General features: G+C 73.6%; 15 protein-coding genes. 6 read left to right on the forward strand and 9 right to left on the reverse strand.

Annotated elements, in window-relative coordinates:
• Nucleotides 1-38: 38 nt before the first annotated feature.
• The 5 genes from A0J59_RS03275 to A0J59_RS03295 all read left to right on the forward strand — a co-directional run bounded on the left by A0J59_RS03275 (nt 39) and on the right by A0J59_RS03295 (nt 5,483).
• A complete protein-coding gene (locus A0J59_RS03275) occupies nt 39-1,328 on the forward strand; it encodes a sugar ABC transporter substrate-binding protein (protein WP_172820002.1) in 1,290 nt (429 codons plus the stop codon).
• A gap of 2 nt (nt 1,329-1,330) precedes the next feature.
• Nucleotides 1,331-2,218 (forward strand): carbohydrate ABC transporter permease, encoded by an 888-nt coding sequence (locus A0J59_RS03280; protein ID WP_255364942.1) that lies wholly within the window; start codon nt 1,331-1,333, stop codon nt 2,216-2,218.
• On the forward strand, nt 2,208-3,182 hold the full coding sequence (locus tag A0J59_RS03285; RefSeq protein ID WP_255364943.1) for a carbohydrate ABC transporter permease: 975 nt from the start codon (nt 2,208-2,210) through the stop codon (nt 3,180-3,182). Before A0J59_RS03280 ends, A0J59_RS03285 begins: the two co-directional genes overlap by 11 nt.
• Before the next feature lie 94 nt (nt 3,183-3,276).
• Nucleotides 3,277-5,151, forward strand: a complete 1,875-nt coding sequence (locus A0J59_RS03290; RefSeq protein ID WP_064315220.1) for an ABC-F family ATP-binding cassette domain-containing protein — start codon at nt 3,277-3,279, stop codon at nt 5,149-5,151.
• Entirely contained in the window at nt 5,148-5,483 is a 336-nt protein-coding gene (locus A0J59_RS03295; RefSeq protein WP_064315221.1) for a hypothetical protein, read from the forward strand. Before A0J59_RS03290 ends, A0J59_RS03295 begins: the two co-directional genes overlap by 4 nt.
• Before the next feature lie 39 nt (nt 5,484-5,522).
• Here the strand turns inward: A0J59_RS03295 and A0J59_RS03300 are convergent, their stop codons facing one another.
• Entirely contained in the window at nt 5,523-6,008 is a 486-nt protein-coding gene (locus A0J59_RS03300; protein ID WP_047234385.1) for a MarR family winged helix-turn-helix transcriptional regulator, read from the reverse strand.
• A 119-nt stretch (nt 6,009-6,127) separates the two neighbouring features.
• Here A0J59_RS03300 and A0J59_RS03305 point away from each other — a divergent pair, with 119 nt between their 5' ends.
• On the forward strand, nt 6,128-6,730 hold the full coding sequence (locus A0J59_RS03305; protein ID WP_047234384.1) for an NADPH-dependent F420 reductase: 603 nt from the start codon (nt 6,128-6,130) through the stop codon (nt 6,728-6,730).
• 70 nt (nt 6,731-6,800) lie between these two features.
• Here A0J59_RS03305 and A0J59_RS03310 read toward each other — a convergent pair whose 3' ends face one another.
• The 8 genes from A0J59_RS03310 to A0J59_RS03345 form a co-directional block, all read right to left on the reverse strand.
• A complete protein-coding gene (locus A0J59_RS03310) occupies nt 6,801-7,835 on the reverse strand; it encodes a TetR/AcrR family transcriptional regulator (protein WP_064315222.1) in 1,035 nt (344 codons plus the stop codon).
• Between the two features lie 115 nt (nt 7,836-7,950).
• Nucleotides 7,951-8,778: an ABC transporter permease gene (locus tag A0J59_RS03315; protein WP_144425509.1), complete on the reverse strand. Its 828-nt coding sequence runs from the start codon at nt 8,776-8,778 to the stop codon at nt 7,951-7,953.
• Nucleotides 8,775-9,722 (reverse strand): ATP-binding cassette domain-containing protein, encoded by a 948-nt coding sequence (locus A0J59_RS03320; RefSeq protein ID WP_047234382.1) that lies wholly within the window; start codon nt 9,720-9,722, stop codon nt 8,775-8,777. Before A0J59_RS03320 ends, A0J59_RS03315 begins: the two co-directional genes overlap by 4 nt.
• A gap of 206 nt (nt 9,723-9,928) precedes the next feature.
• Nucleotides 9,929-11,296 (reverse strand): CynX/NimT family MFS transporter, encoded by a 1,368-nt coding sequence (locus A0J59_RS03325; protein WP_064315223.1) that lies wholly within the window; start codon nt 11,294-11,296, stop codon nt 9,929-9,931.
• A gap of 62 nt (nt 11,297-11,358) precedes the next feature.
• Nucleotides 11,359-11,859, reverse strand: a complete 501-nt coding sequence (locus A0J59_RS03330) for a MarR family winged helix-turn-helix transcriptional regulator (protein ID WP_170227314.1) — start codon at nt 11,857-11,859, stop codon at nt 11,359-11,361.
• 148 nt (nt 11,860-12,007) lie between these two features.
• On the reverse strand, nt 12,008-13,216 hold the full coding sequence (locus A0J59_RS03335; protein WP_064315225.1) for an ABC transporter permease: 1,209 nt from the start codon (nt 13,214-13,216) through the stop codon (nt 12,008-12,010).
• Complete coding sequence (locus A0J59_RS03340; RefSeq protein WP_064315226.1) at nt 13,213-14,190, reverse strand: ABC transporter ATP-binding protein; 978 nt, start codon at nt 14,188-14,190, stop codon at nt 13,213-13,215. The genes A0J59_RS03335 and A0J59_RS03340 overlap by 4 nt, the downstream gene beginning before the upstream one ends.
• Nucleotides 14,191-14,287: 97 nt before the next feature.
• Nucleotides 14,288-14,974 carry a hypothetical protein gene (locus A0J59_RS03345; RefSeq protein ID WP_064315227.1) on the reverse strand — a complete coding sequence of 229 codons (687 nt, stop codon included), beginning with the start codon at nt 14,972-14,974 and terminating at the stop codon, nt 14,288-14,290.
• Nucleotides 14,975-15,067 lie beyond the last annotated feature (93 nt).

The following is a 15,067-nucleotide window of genomic DNA, read 5'->3' on the forward strand; positions in this document are numbered from 1 at the left end:
GCCGCGCACCCCGCCCGGCCCGCATCCGACACCGCCTCGTGAGCGCACCCCTGGCCGCAGGCGGCGTCGCGCTCGCCCTCGTCCTCACCGCGTGCTCCGGCGGCGGCGACGACGTCGCCGGCGAGCCCAGCACGCCGAGCGAGCCCGTCGAGCTGCGCATGACCGTCTGGACGGCCGACGAGACGCAGCTCGCGCAGTTCCAGGAGATCGCCGACGCGTACGTCGCGGAGAACCCCGACCTCGTCTCGGGCGTGACGTTCGAGACGATCCCGTTCGAGGACTACACGACGTCGCTCACCACGCAGCTCGCGGGCGGCAACGCCCCGGACCTCGCGTGGATCCTCGAGAGCTACGCGCCCGAGTTCGTCGCGAGCGGCGCGCTCGTGGACGTCGCCCCCAAGCTCCAGGAGACCGAGGGGTACGAGTACGACGACCTCCTGGACTCCTCGCTCGCGCTGTGGGAGCAGGACGGCGGGCTCTACGCCTACCCGTTCTCCAACTCGCCGTTCGCGATGTTCGTCAACACCGACCAGGTCGCCGCGGCGGGCCAGCCGAACCCGGCCGACCTCGTCGCGTCGGGAGACTGGACCTACGACCAGGCCCGCGACATCTCGGCGGCCGCCGCCGCGACGTCGGGCAAGCAGGGCCTCGTGGTGCGCGACTTCGACTTCAAGGTGTGGGAGAACCTGTCGACCGTCTGGGACGGCTGGGACGCGGCGCCGTGGAACGAGGACGGCACGCAGTGCACGTTCACCGACCCGGAGATGGTCGACGCGCTCACGTGGATCCACGACGCGACGTTCGTGGACAAGGCGATGCCCGGTCCGGGCACGACGGCCGACTTCTTCGCGGGCGACGCCGCGATGACGATCACGCAGATCAGCCGCGCGTCCGCGCTCGACGACTCGTTCGCGTGGGACGTCGTGCCGCTCCCGGCCGGTCCCGCGGGTCAGCAGAACGTCATCGGCCAGGCGGGCATCGGCGTCTTCGCGGCGGGCGAGCACCCGGACGTCGCCGCCGACTTCCTCGCGTGGTTCACCAACCCGGAGAACGCCGAGACGCTCGCCGCGTACTTCCCGCCGCCGCGCGAGTCGCTCCTGAACGCGGAGACGCTCGGCGCGGCGAACCCGAAGCTCAGCGAGACCCAGCTCCAGGCGGTCGTGGTCGACGGCATCCAGGGCGCGGTGACCAAGCCGTCGCACCAGAACTTCGCCAAGCTGCAGGACACGGTACGGGCCCAGCTCGACGCGCTGTGGACCGCGGACGCCGACGTCGAGGGCGTGCTCGTCGACACGTGCGCGGCGATCCAGCCTCTGCTCGGGGACTGAGCGTGGCGTCCTCCGCACTCGCACGACGGGACGCGGCCGTGGGGTACACCATGGTCGCGCCCGCCGTGCTCGGCGCGCTCGCGTTCGTCGTCGCACCGCTGGTCGCCGTGGTCTGGTACTCGCTGCACGAGTGGAACGTCCTCGCGAACACGTTCACGTTCGCGGGTGCCGACAACTACGAGCGCATGCTCTCCGACCCCGGCCTGCGCGACTCGCTGCTGGCGAGCCTGTGGTTCTCGGTCGGGCTCGTGGTCCTCAACATCTCGCTCGCCCTGCTGCTCGCGGTGCTGCTCAACCAGAAGCTCCCGGGCACCACGACGTTCCGGACGTTCTTCTTCTCACCGGTGGTCGTGTCGCTCGTCGCGTGGACGATCGTGTGGAGCTTCCTGCTCCAGGCCGACGGCGGGATCAACGGCTTCCTGTCGCTCCTCGGCGTCGAGGGCCCGAACTGGTTGCGGGGCGAGACGACTGCCATGATCTCGGTGATCGTCGTCCAGGTGTTCAAGAACGTCGGCCTCAACATGATCCTGTTCCTCGCGGCGCTGCAGGGGGTGCCGGAGGAGGTCCAGGAGGCCGCGCGCATCGACGGCGCGGGCGCGTGGCGGCGCTTCCGGTCGATCACGCTCCCGCTCATCAGCCCGACCCTCCTGCTCGTCTCGATCCTCACGATCGTCGGCTCGCTCGAGGTCTTCGCGCAGATCGCCGTGCTCACGGGCGGCGGGCCGGGCAACTCGACCACGGTGCTCGTCTACTACCTGTACCAGCAGGCGTTCCGCTTCAACGACTTCGGCTACGCGAGCGCGATCTCCGTCCTGCTGTTCGTCATCGTCCTCGTCCTGACACTCGTGCAGTGGCAGACGCGCAAGAGGTGGGTCTTCCATGAAGTCTGACGTGATGCCCGGCCCGGCCACGCTCCCGGGTGCGGAGGGCGACGCGGCCCGGCCCGCGGCGTCGGGCAGGGGCGGCGAGGGCCCGGACGGGCCGCGGCCCGCGCCCGCGCGCCGTGACCGCGCCGCGCGCTCGCGGCGCCGGTGGGGACGCTGGGCGCTCGTGGCGCTGCTCGTCGTGCTCAGCGTGCCCTTCGTGTTCCCCACGTGGTGGATGGCGACGTCGAGCCTCAAGCCCATGAGCGAGATCCTGCGGGCCGTGCCGACGCTGTGGCCGCAGGACCCGTCGTTCGCGGCGTACGGGGAGGTGTTCCGGCTGCAGCCGTTCGCGCAGCAGTACTGGAACAGCCTCTACATCGCGGCGCTGGTGACCGTCGGGACGATCCTCGTGTCGTCGATGGCCGGGTACGCGTTCGCGCGCATCCGGTTCCCCGGGGCGAACGCGCTGTTCCTGCTCGTGCTCGTCGGGCTGCTCGTGCCGTCGGAGGTGACGATCGTCCCGCTGTTCCGGATGGTCAACTCGCTCGGTCTCATCGACACGCACTGGCCGCTCGTGGTCATCCCGATCCTCGGGGCGCCGAGCGTGCTCGCGACGTTCATCATGCGCCAGTTCTTCCTCGGCCTCCCGGGCGAGCTCGAGGAGGCGGGGCGCATGGACGGCCTCGGGCGGTGGGGGATCTTCTGGCGGATCGCGTTCCCGCTGTCGCGCTCGGCGATCTCGGCCGTCGCGATCTTCACGTTCCTCAAGTCGTGGAACCTGTACCTCGAGCCGATCGTGTACCTGTCCAGCAAGGACCGGTTCACGCTCCCGCAGGCGCTCACGCAGTACGTCGACGCCTACGGCGGCCCGATGTGGAACGTCCAGCTCGCGGCGACGACGCTCACGGTCCTGCCGGTCCTCGCGGTGTTCCTCGTCGCCCAGAAGCAGTTCGTCCAGGGCCTGGCCCACTCGGGCCTCAAGGGCTGACCGCCCGTCCCGTGAGTGCATGAAATAGTCGCGAGATCCTCCCGGATCGGCGACTATTTCCTGCACTCACGGGGGGCGGCCTAGGCTCGTGCGTGTGGCTCATCTTCTCGGCGCCGACGGCATCTCGCTGACCGTCGGCACCCGCACCCTGCTCGACGACGTCTCTCTCGGCCTCGACGACGGCGACCGCGTCGGCATCGTCGGCCCCAACGGCGCCGGCAAGTCGACGCTCCTGCGTCTCCTGGCGGGCACGCAGCAGCCCGACGGCGGCCGCGTCACCCGGGTGGGCGGGCTGCGGGTGGGGCTGCTCGACCAGCGCGACGACGTCGGCACCGGCGCGACGATCCGCGACCTCGTGCACGGCGACGCCGCGACGCACGCGTGGGCGTCGGACGCGAGCATCCGCACCGTGCACGCCGGCCTGCTGGCCGACCTCGACCTCGACGCCCCCGCGGACACGCTGTCCGGCGGGCAGCGGCGCCGCGTCGCGCTCGCGGCGCTGCTCGTCGCCGACCACGACGTGCTGTTCCTCGACGAGCCGACGAACCACCTCGACGTCGAGGGCGTCGCGTGGCTCGCCGCGCACCTGGGCGACCGGTTCGCGCGCCCGGGCGCGAAGGGTGCGCTCGTCGTGGTGACCCACGACCGCTGGTTCCTCGACGCCGTCTGCTCGCGCATGTGGGAGGTGCGCGGCGACGGCTCCGGCGCGGTCGAGGGGTACGAGGGCGGGTACGCCGCCTACGTGCTCGCGCGTGCCGAGCGCCAGCGCACCGCGGCCGTCGCCGCGGAGAAGCGCGACAACCTGCTGCGCAAGGAGCTCGCGTGGCTGCGCCGCGGGGCGCCCGCGCGCACGTCGAAGCCGAAGTTCCGGCTCGACGCCGCCGCGGCGCTCATCGCCGACGTGCCGCCCCCGCGCGACACGCTCGAGCTCACGCGCACGGCGACCAAGCGGCTCGGCAAGGACGTGCTCGACCTGGAGGACGTGAGCGTCGCGGTCCCGCGGCGCGGCGCGGCCGGCGAGGACGCGGGCGAGCGCGTGCTGCTCGACGACGTCACGTGGCGCCTCGGGCCCGGCGACCGGTACGGAGTCGTCGGGGTCAACGGCGCCGGTAAGACGACGCTGCTCGCCCTGCTCGCCGGGCGGCGCGAGCCCGACGCGGGCCGGGTCAAGCGCGGCAAGACGGTCCACGTCGCCGAGCTGTCCCAGGACGTCGGCGAGCTCGACGACATCGCCGGGTCGCGCGTCATCCAGGTGATCGAGGACGAGAAGCGGTCGGTCGTCGTGGACGGCAAGGAGCTCACCGCGTCCCAGCTCGTCGAGCGCCTCGGGTTCACGCGCGAGCGGTCGCAGACCCTCGTGCGCGACCTCTCGGGCGGCGAGCGGCGCCGCCTCCAGCTGCTGCGCCTCCTCGTCGCCGAGCCCAACGTGCTCCTGCTCGACGAGCCGACGAACGACCTCGACACCGACACGCTCGCCGCGCTCGAGGACCTGCTCGACGGCTGGCCCGGCACGCTCGTCGTCGTGTCGCACGACCGCTACCTGCTGGAGCGCGTCGCGGACCGCCAGGTCGCGCTGCTCGGCGACGGCAAGGTGCGCGACCTGCCGGGCGGCGTCGAGCAGTACCTGGAGCTCCGGCGCGCGGCGCTCGCGGGAGCGGGAGCGTCGTCGAGCGGCTTCGCGCCCGCGGCGGGATCGGGGGCCGACGGCGATGCGGAGGGCGCGTCGGACGCGGTCGCCCCGGCCGGGCCAAGCGCCGCCGAGGTGCGCGCCGCGAAGAAGGAGATCAACCGCATCGAGCGCCGGCTGTCGAAGATCGCCGAGGTCGAGGGTCGCCTGCACGAGAAGATCGCGGCGAACGCGACGGACTTCACCGCGGTCGCGGAGCTCGACGCCGAGCTGCGCACGCTCGCGGCCGAGAAGGACGAGCTGGAGGCGGCCTGGCTCGAGGCGGCCGAGGTCGCCGGGTGACCGCCTCCCCGCAGGGCGTGCGCGTCGGGGTCTCGGCACGCGGTGTCGAGGTCGACGACGGGCAGGGCGGCGTCCTCGCGCCCTGGACCGACGTGCACCGGGTGACCGCCTTCGCGCTCGACGCGGTGGCGAGCACGGTGCGTTACGTGTCGTTCGACCTCGTGAACGGGCACAGCGTCGAGGTGGACGACGCCGCGCCCGAGTGGGACGAGGTGGTCGCCGCGCTCCCGGACGTCGCGGAGCTCGCGGTGCCCGACCTGCCGGCAGCGCTGGGCGCGCTGTTGCCAGGCGGCGACGTGCTCGTCCTCGCGACGCCCGGCCGCCCGCGCTGACGCACGGAGCCGGCGGGTCCCGGAGCGGTGCTGTCCGGGTCAGCGGCGCAGGAAGCCCATGCGGTCGTCGGGGTCGACGCGTTCGAGGATCGCGCCCGCGATCTCGTCGAGCTGGCCGACCTGCTCGGGGCTGAGCGCGTCGATCACGTGGTCCCGGACGGTGGCGACGTGGCCCGGCGCCGTCGCGACGACCTTGGCCCACCCGGCGTCGGTCAGGTGCGCGTTGGTGGCGCGCCGGTCCTCGGGGCACGGGACGCGCTCGACGAGCCCGCGCTTCTCGAGCCGGGCCACGACGTGGGAGAGCCGGGGGAGCGTCGCGTTGGTGGCGCCTGCCAGGTCGGTCATGCGCAGCGTGCGGTCGCGGGCCTCGGAGAGCATGGCGAGCACGTAGTACTCGAAGTGGCTGAGGTCGGCGTCGCGCCGGAGCTGGGTGTCGAGGACGCCCGGCAGCAGCTCCACGACCGCCACGAGCCGCTTCCACGCGTCGAGCTGCTGGTCGTCGAGCCAGCGGGGTTCTGTCGTCATCGGGCCTCCTCCGGTGTGTCCATCGTAATAGTTGACGCTACAAGTTTAGCGTCGTATCGTGATGGTTGTAGCAACAACCAATAGCCGACCGGGCGGCCGGCGCAGGAAGGGAAGCCACCATGAGCAGCATCACCATCATCGGCGCGGGCAACATGGGCACCGCGATCGCCGGGCTCGCGCTCGCCGCGGGCAGCGAGGTGCAGGTCCTCACGCGCGAGGCGACCGACCTCGACCCTCGTGTCTCGGCAGGGACCGTCGGCGACGAGCTCAAGGGCGACGTCGTCGTCCTCGCCCTCCCGTACGGGGCCGTGGCGGAGGTCGTCGACCTCTACGCCGACCGCCTCGACGGCAAGGTCGTCGTCGACATCACCAACCCCCTCGACTTCGCGACCTTCGACTCCCTCGTCGTGCCCGACGGCTCGTCCGCCGCGGCGCAGGTCCAGCAGCGCGTGCCCGGCGCGCGCGTGCTCAAGGCGTTCAACACGAACTTCGCCGCGACCCTCGCCTCCGGGCAGGTCGGCCCGCTCCCGACGACGGTCCTCGTCGCGGGCGACGACGCGGACGCCAAGGCCGCGCTCGCCGGCGCCGTGTCCGGAGTGCGCGTGGTCGACGCGGGCTCGCTGAAGCGCGCGCACGAGCTCGAGGCCCTCGGCTTCCTCCAGCTCACCCTCGCCGCCGGCGAGAAGACGTCCTGGACGACGGGCTTCGCGCTCGCCGAGTGACGCGTCCTTGCTCCGTGCGACGGCGACCGGCCACCCTCGGGGTGACCGGCAGCCGTCGTGCGGCGGGGAGTCAGCCGCGGGCCTTCTCCAACGCCGCCCGCGCCGTCTCGCGCTCCGCCTTCTCCGCCTCGCGCAGCGCCTTCTCGAGCTCGCGCACCTTCTTCTGCGCCTCGCGGACACGGCGCTCGGCGTCGCGCCGCTTGAGCGTCGCCTTCTTCACCTTCGGGTCCTTGACGTGCACGGCCATCTCGACCGGGGCGACGGCGTCGAGCGGGTCGGTCTCCGCGCCGGTGCTGTGAGGGGCGCCCTCGTCGTCGGACCTGCCGTCCGAGGCGGAGGTGTCCCGTCCCGCCCCCGGAGCACCGGCGGCCCGCGCGTCGACGTACACCGCGATCCCGTCGAGGACGCGCTCGAGACCCCAGGCGGTGTCGTCGATCTCGCCCTCCTGCGCGTACGTCCCCGCCTCCACGAGCGGGCGCAGGTAGGGGAAGCGCACCTCGTCGACGAGGTCGCGCAACGCTCCGGCCCAGCCGCCGCCCAGGACGGTCTCGTCGCCGCCGGCCGCGGTGACCGCGCGCGCCAGGTCCGTCTGGAGGCGGGCGGCGTTCCGCGCGTACCCGCTCACGAGCAGGATGACGGACATCTTCTCCTCGTCGTCGAGCGGCGTGGAGCGCAGGGCGCGCAGCCCGCTGTCCGCCCCGCGCAGGTTGTTGGGCGTGAGGGGCGCGCCGGTCACCGGGATGTCGAGGAACCACGGGTGGGACGCGAACACCGCCATGGTGAACTGCGCCCACTCGCGCAGCTCCGCGCGCCAGTCGGCGGGCTCGTGCGCCGGCGGGTACTCGACGTCGAGCGCGGCCTCCTGCATGAGGAGCAGCAGGTCGTCCTTGCTCGTCACGTACCGGTAGAGCGACATCGTCGTGAAGCCGAGGCTCTGCGCGACCTTCGCCATCGAGACCGCCGCGAGCCCGTCGGCGTCGGCGATCTCGATCGCCGCCTCGACGATCCGCTCGATGCTCAGCTCGCGCTTGGGCGCGCGCTCGGGACGTTCGGCGACGCCCCACGCGAGCGCGAGCCGGGGCGGGAGGTCGGGTGCGTCCGTCATGCCCACATCATCCCCGAGGTCGTGCGCCGAGCGCGGTCCCGTGTCCGGCCGAGCGTGCGGCCGTCGCCCGCCCTGGGCTCAGGACGGGCGACGGCCGCACGCTCGTCGACGGGGGTCAGCGGGCGGTCCGCCGGCGGTAGAGCACGGAGCCGGCGGCGCAGCTCACGACGAGGAAGCCCACGAGCCACGCGACGGCCGTGAGGGCCGTCGTCGCGTCGGGCGCCCCGGCGAGGAGCCCGCGGAACGTCTCGATGATCGGCGTGAACGGCTGGTTCTCGGCGAACCCGTGCAGCCACGACGGCATGGTGTCGATCGGGACGAACCCCGAGCTGAGGTAGGGCACGAAGAGGAAGATGAAGTTCACCGACTGGGACGCCTCGACGCTCAGGACCAGCCCGAGCGCGACGCTGACCCACGTGAACGTGAGCACCGCGAGGACGGCGAACGCGACGAGCCCGAGCCAGTCGCCGAGGCCGGCGTCGGGCCGGAAGCCGAGAGCGAGCGCGACGCCCACGACGACGACGGCGGACGCGAGGTTCCGCACCACGCTCGCCACGACGTGGCCCCACAGGGCGGACGGGCCGAAGATCGGGAGCGTCTTGAACCGGTCGATCGTCCCCGACGTCATGTCCTGCGCGACCCCCACCGCGGCCGTGGCCGAGCCGAACCCGAGGCACATGACGAGCACGCCCGGCACGACGTAGTCGATGTAGTCGTCCCCGCCGATCGCGCCGCCGAAGATGACGACGAACACGAGCATGATCATCACGGGCAGCACGAACGCGGTGATGAGCCCGTCGACGCTACGGAGCTGGCGGCGCGTCTCGCGCGCGACCATCGTGCGCACGTCGCGCGCGGCCGTCGCGGGCGTCTGCCGGGCCCGCGCGGCGTCGCGCGGCGGGCGCGCCGGGGAGGTCGTGAGCGTGGGCGTGGTGGCGCTCATCGGGCGCCCTCCTTCCGGGTCAGCGCGAGGAAGACGTCGTCGAGCGTGGGCTTGACGACGCTGACCCCGACGACGGCGAGGTCGTGGGAGTCGGCGGCCGCGAGCACGTCGCGGATCGTGCGGACGGGGTCGTCGCTCGGCGCGGTGAGAGACAGGTCCTTGTCGTCCGTGGTCGTGCGGGCGAGCCCCAGCGTCGGCGCGAGCCCGACGGCGGCCGCGAGGCTCGCGGGGTCGTCGAACGCGACGCGCACGTGGTCGCCCGCGACGAGCGCCTTGAGCTCGGCCGCCGTACCGCGCGCGGCGACGCGGCCGTCGTGCAGGACGGCGATCGTGTCGGCGAGGCGGTCGGCCTCCTCCAGGTACTGGGTCGTCAGCAGGACCGTCGTCCCGTCGGCGGCCAGGCCCCGCACCACGTCCCAGAGCTGGGCGCGCGACGCCGGGTCGAGCCCCGTCGTCGGCTCGTCGAGGACGAGGACCGCGGGGTCGGCGACCAGGCTGATCGCGAGGTCGAGGCGGCGACGCATGCCGCCCGAGAAGGTCCCGACGCGGCGGTCGGCGGCGTCGACGAGGTCGAAGCGGGCGAGGAGCTCGTCCGCGCGTCGACGCACCGTGCGCCGGGGGAGATGGGCGAGCTCGCCCATCATGACGAGGTTCTCGCGGCCCGTCTGGAACTCGTCCACCGACGCGTACTGGCCCGTGAGCGCGATCGTCTCGCGCACCCGCGCCGCGTCGTGCACGACGTCCGCCCCCGCGACGCGGGCCGTGCCGCCGTCGGGCCGCACGAGGGTCGTGAGGATGTTGACGGTCGTGGTCTTGCCGGCGCCGTTGGGTCCGAGCAGCGCGAAGATCTCGCCGCGGCGCACGGTCAGGTCGACGCCGCGCAGCACGGCGTGGTCGCCGTAGGACTTCTCGAGCCCCTGCACGGCGATCATCGGTTCGGTCATCGCCTTCTCCTTCGTCGGTTCCGTGCCGTGTGCGGCGCACACGAGCGTGTATGGCGTAAACAACGTGTACACCATAAACAGCCAGGCGTGGACGGTCAAGGGTCGAGCGCCGCCGAGGTAGAGCCCTGGTCGCGCGAGGTAGAGCCGAGGTCCCGCGAGGTAGAGGCGTGGTTCCGCGAATAGGGCGTGGTCGCGGCCGGGGTCCGCTATCCCGTGCGGTGGCGGGGAGGGCCGGTGAGAGCGAGCCCGATCGCGGTCATCACGACGAGGGCCCCGAGCACGACGGCGACCGGCGTCGTCCACGTGCCCGTCGCCGTCTGGAGCGCGCCGGCGACGGTCGGCGCGACCGCCGCGAGGCAGTACCCCACGGACTGCACGGTCGCCGACGCCTGGCGGCCGCGGCGGACGGTCGGGAAGCGCTGCGCGACGAGCGTGAAGATGACGACGAAGTTCGCCGCCTGCGCCACGCCGGCCGCCGACGCCCAGACCGCCCACAGGTCAGGCGCGACGAGCAGCCCGACGGGCAGCGTGAGCCACAGGACGGCGATGCCCACGAAGCTCTGGCGCATCGAGAACCGCCGCGCCGCCAGCGGCACGGCGAGCCCGCCGACGATCGCGAACCCCTGGAACAGCGACGCCGCCCCGCCCGACGCCGACCGCGGGATCCCGGCCAGGTCCTCCAGGATGAGCGGCAGCCAGGCCGTGAGCGCGTAGAAGCTCGACGACTGGAGCGCGAACATCGCGCACAGCCACCACGTGAACGGCGTCGCCAGGACGTGGCGCTCGCGGGAAGCGGCGGGGTCGGTGCCGGTGACGCCCTCCGCCGCCGCGGCGGCGAGGTCGCCGGGGGCGGGGGAGGCGTCCTCGTCCGAGCCGCCGGCGTCGGCCGGCGCGTGCCCTGCCCCGTCGGCGGCCGCCGTCGTGCCCGACGCCGTCCCGCTCGTCCGGCCCGTCGTCGTCCGTCCCGTCCGGCTCGCCTCGCGCGGGACGGCGCGGAGCCACCACACGAGCGCGACCACCGCGAGGACGGACCAGGAGGCCAGCGCCCAGCGCCACCCGACGGCGTCGGCCAGGGGAGCGGTGAGCGCCGTGGTCGCGACGGTCCCCACGTTGATCGCGGCCGTGTACAGGCCCGTCACCGTCGCGACGTGCCCGGGGAAGTCGCGCTGCGCGATCATCGGGACGGCGAGGTTGGCCGTCGTGATGCCGAGCCCGAGCAGCACCGTCCCGGCGAACGTGCCCGCGGCGCCGAGGGCGGCGAGGTCGGCCGAGCGCAGCAGGGTGCCGGCGAGGATCAGCGCGAGGGCGACGGCGATCGCCGTGCGCAGCGACGACCGCCCCAGCAGCCCCGCGACCGCGGGCGTCGCCACGGCGAAGCAGAGCACGGGGATGCCCGTGAGCAGGCCCGCGGCCGCCGCCGTGAGGTGCAGGTCCGCCGCGACGTCCGCGACGACCGGGGGCAGCGCCGTGAGCGGCGCGCGCAGGTTGACCGCGACGAGCAGCACCGCGACGAGCAGCACGCCGTCGATCCCGCCCCGGAAGGTGCTCGGGCGGGGCGGCCGGGACGGCGGCATCGGGCGGTGACCTCCGGGTGCGGGCGCGTGCGACGCCGCCGGCCGGTCAGCCGGGCCGTCGGTCAGTCGTCGAACTGTCCTACGACTGTACGCAGGAGCGCCGCGAGCGCAGGGCGGCCGCCCGGCTCGAGCGCGTCGAGGATGCGGGCCTCCACCGCGAGCAGGTCGGTCATCGCCGTGTCGACGCGCTCCAGGCCCTCGGCCGTGAGCTCGACGAGCACGCCGCGACGGTCGTCGGGGGAACGGCGGCGTACGACGAGCCCCCGCTCCTCCAGCCGGTCGATGCGGTTCGTCATGGTCCCGCTCGTCACGAGCGTCTGCGTCACGAGGGCGCCGGGGGACAGGCGGTACGGCTCGCCGGCCCGCCGCAGCGCGGACAGGACGTCGAACTCCCAGGTCTCCAGGTGCCCCCGCGCGAACGCCGTGCGGCGCGCACGGTCGAGGTGCCGCGCGAGGCGGTCCACGCGTGAGAAGACGGTGAGCGGCTCGACGTCGAGGTCGGGCCGCTCGCGCTGCCACGCCGCGACGATGCGGTCGACCTCGTCCTCGTGCTGCTGGTCCATGACGCGAGGGTACTCGACGTGTCTCGACATCAAGACTCTTGACGCCCGCCGCACATCCGGCCGAGAGCTCTACCTCGCGCGACCACGGCTACCTCGCGCGACCACGGCTACCTCGCGCGACCCCGGTTCTCTCTCGCGTGGCGCCGGGTCAGGCGGTGCGCAGGGCGTCCTTGAGCTTGACGCGGGCGCCGGTGCGCAGGACCGCGTTGGAGTAGATCTTCGCCGCGAGCCAGACGAGCACCGGGATGACGGCGAGGGAGAGGCCCAGGGCGAGCAGCGCCTCCCAGGTCTCGGCGCTGCCGAGCGCGATGCGCACGGGCATGAGGAGCGGCGAGCACAGCGGGACGTACGACAGCCACACGACGAGCGGGTTGTCCGGGGCCCACGGTGCGACGGAGACACCCACGATGTACGGCACGATCATGAGGAACGTGACGGGGGTCGTGACGGCGCCGACGTCCTCCTGGCGCGAGACGAGCGCGCCGAGGCCGGCCATCAGCAGCGCGTAGCTGACGAACCCGACGACGAACCAGACGAGAGCCCAGACGGCCGCGGCGCCGAGGTCGATCGTCGACGTGTCGACCAGACCGAGGCCGAGCGCGGTCCCGACGCCCGCGAGCACGACGAGCGCGACCTGTCCCAGTCCGACGAGGCCGATGCCGAGCACCTTCCCCGCCATGAGCTGCCACGGGCGGACCGTCGAGAGCAGCAGTTCGACGACCCTGCTCGTCTTCTCCTCCACGACGCCCTGGGCGATGAGCTGGCCGCTGATCATGATGGCCATGAAGAGCAGGATCCCGGTGACGAGCCCGGTGACGTAGCGCGTCGGGTCGAACTCGCTGGGCTCGCCGATCGTGCGGACGGTCGGCTCGGCCGTCGCGATGTCGCCCGCGACCTGCGCGGGGTCGCCGCCGAGGTCCGCGACGGCGTCGGACAGCGCGGTCTGCTGCGCGAGGGTCGTGAAGACGGCGGTCAGGCCGGACGAGAGCTCGGTGTCCACGACGACGGTCGGCGCGTCGGCCGTCCCGGTCACCAGCGCGTCGAGGTCGCCGTCGCGCACCTGGGCCTCGCCCGCAGCGTCGTCCGCGACGTCGACGGTCTCGACCTCGGTCCCGAGCGTGCTGCCCGTGGCCTCGATCGCCTCGGCGAGCGACGCGGTCTGCGGCGTGACGCCGACGCGCTCGGCGGTCGGCCCGGACGAGCTCGCGGCGTTGAGCACGACCCCGCCGAGCACGACCGCGCCGACGAGGATGACGGTCAGCCAGACGAACGACTTCGAGCGGAGCCGTGTCATGATCTCGCGGCCCGCGACGAGGCGGATCGCGCCCCAGGACGTCAACGAGGTCCCCGTGCTCATGCCCCCACCTCCACGGTCTCGGCGGCCTCGGCGGCCGGCTTCTCCTCGGCGCTCACGACGTCGCGGTACAGCTCGGTGAGGGACGGCCGCACGAGCGAGAACTCGTGCACCGGCCCGGCGGCGAGCGCCGCGCGCAGCACGGCCTGCTCGCGACCGCTGGTCCCGTCGACGGCTCCGTCGCCGGCGACCCCGGCGCCTGGGGTGAGCTCCACGACCGTGCGCGACCCCTCGAGGCTGACCGCCCGCGCGTCGGGCACGGCGCCGATCCAGCCCGCCCCGGGTGGCCCGTCCACGACCCATCTCTCCGTCTCGGTCCGGCGGAGCTCGTCGATCGTGCCGACCTCGACCATCGCACCGTCCTTGATGATCCCGACCCGGTCGCACAGGCGCTCCACGAGGTCGAGCTGGTGCGAGGAGAAGACGACGGGGACGCCCGCCTCGGCGCGGTCGCGCAGGACGCCGCTCATGACGTCGACGGCGACGGGGTCGAGCCCGCTGAACGGCTCGTCGAGCACGAGCAGCTCGGGGTCGTGGGTGAGCGCCGCGGCGAGCTGGACGCGTTGCTGGTTGCCGAGCGAGAGCTTCTGGACCTCGTCGCCGCGGCGCGCCTCGACGCCGAGCGTCGTGGTCCACCGCTCCATCGCGGCGGAGGCGTCAGCGGCGGACAGCCCGTGCAGCCGGGCGAGGTAGACGAGCTGCTCGCCCACCTTCATGCGCGGGTAGAGCCCGCGCTCCTCGGGCATGTACCCGATGCGGCGTCGCGCCGCGAGGTCGATCGGACGGCCGTCCCACCGCACCTCGCCGCCGTCGGCGGCGAGCACGCCGAGGACGATGCGCATGGTCGTGGTCTTGCCGGCCCCGTTGGAGCCGACGAAGCCGAAGATCTCCCCGGCGCGCACGTCGAACGACGTCCCGCGCAGGGCGCGCACGTCGCCGTAGGTCTTGGTCAGCGAGTCGATCTCGAGTGTCGCCATGCGCCCCACACAACCATGCGCCGGTGCGCAGGGCACGGGACAGATGTCACGTCCTGCCCGACCCTGGCGGCGGGGAGGATCGTCCTCCGACCGGGGCTCAGCCGCGGTGCTCGTCGCGCACCGGGGGCAGCGGAGAGCGCGCGGCGCGCACCGTGAGGCGGAGCATCGCGGCGGTCGCGTGGTCGACGTCGGCGACGTCGTCGCGCCGGACGGCGTCGAGCGCGACCCAGAGGAGCTCGCGCGCGAGCGCGGCCTCGTGCTCGTCGAGGCGGCCGGAGATCGACTCGACGGCGCTCATCGCGACGAGCACGCGCATGCCCGCCGACGTGGGCGGGGCGACGCGCACGCGCCGGATCTCGACGGCGTCGCGCAGGGCCCGGCGCTCGACGCGCGAGAGCCGGGGGCCGGCCACCCGCAGGAGCGCGTGCGTCAGGAGGGCGGCCGTGACACCGAGGACCGCGGCGACGACGACGAGGGCGACGGGCGCCAGGGCGTGCCCCACGAGCAGCGCGGCGAGCGCCGTCGCCACGCCCGCGACGAGCCCCAGGCGCACGTCGTCGACCGACGCGTGCCACTCGGCGTGGCGCCGCACCCGGTCGAGCTCGCGCGGCGTCAGGCCGGGGACGAGCACGTCGGTGCGCTGGACGATGCGGTCCGGCGCTCCGGCGACGGGGCCCTGGAGGCAGCGCGCCGTCGTCCAGGTCGAGTACCCCCAGACCGTGGGACGGATCTCGTCCCGGCGGTCCTCGTGCGTGCGGTCGGTGGACCGGTCGTGCCCGTGCATGAAGTGCCCCGCTTCGTCGGTCTCGTGCTTCCGCAAGGAGAGACGGGTCCGCCCTGGCCCCATGACGCGGATTCTGGGAAGTTTCCCGGGGCG

The organism is Cellulosimicrobium sp. I38E, assembly GCF_001647255.1.
GTDB lineage: Bacteria > Actinomycetota > Actinomycetes > Actinomycetales > Cellulomonadaceae > Cellulosimicrobium > Cellulosimicrobium cellulans_E.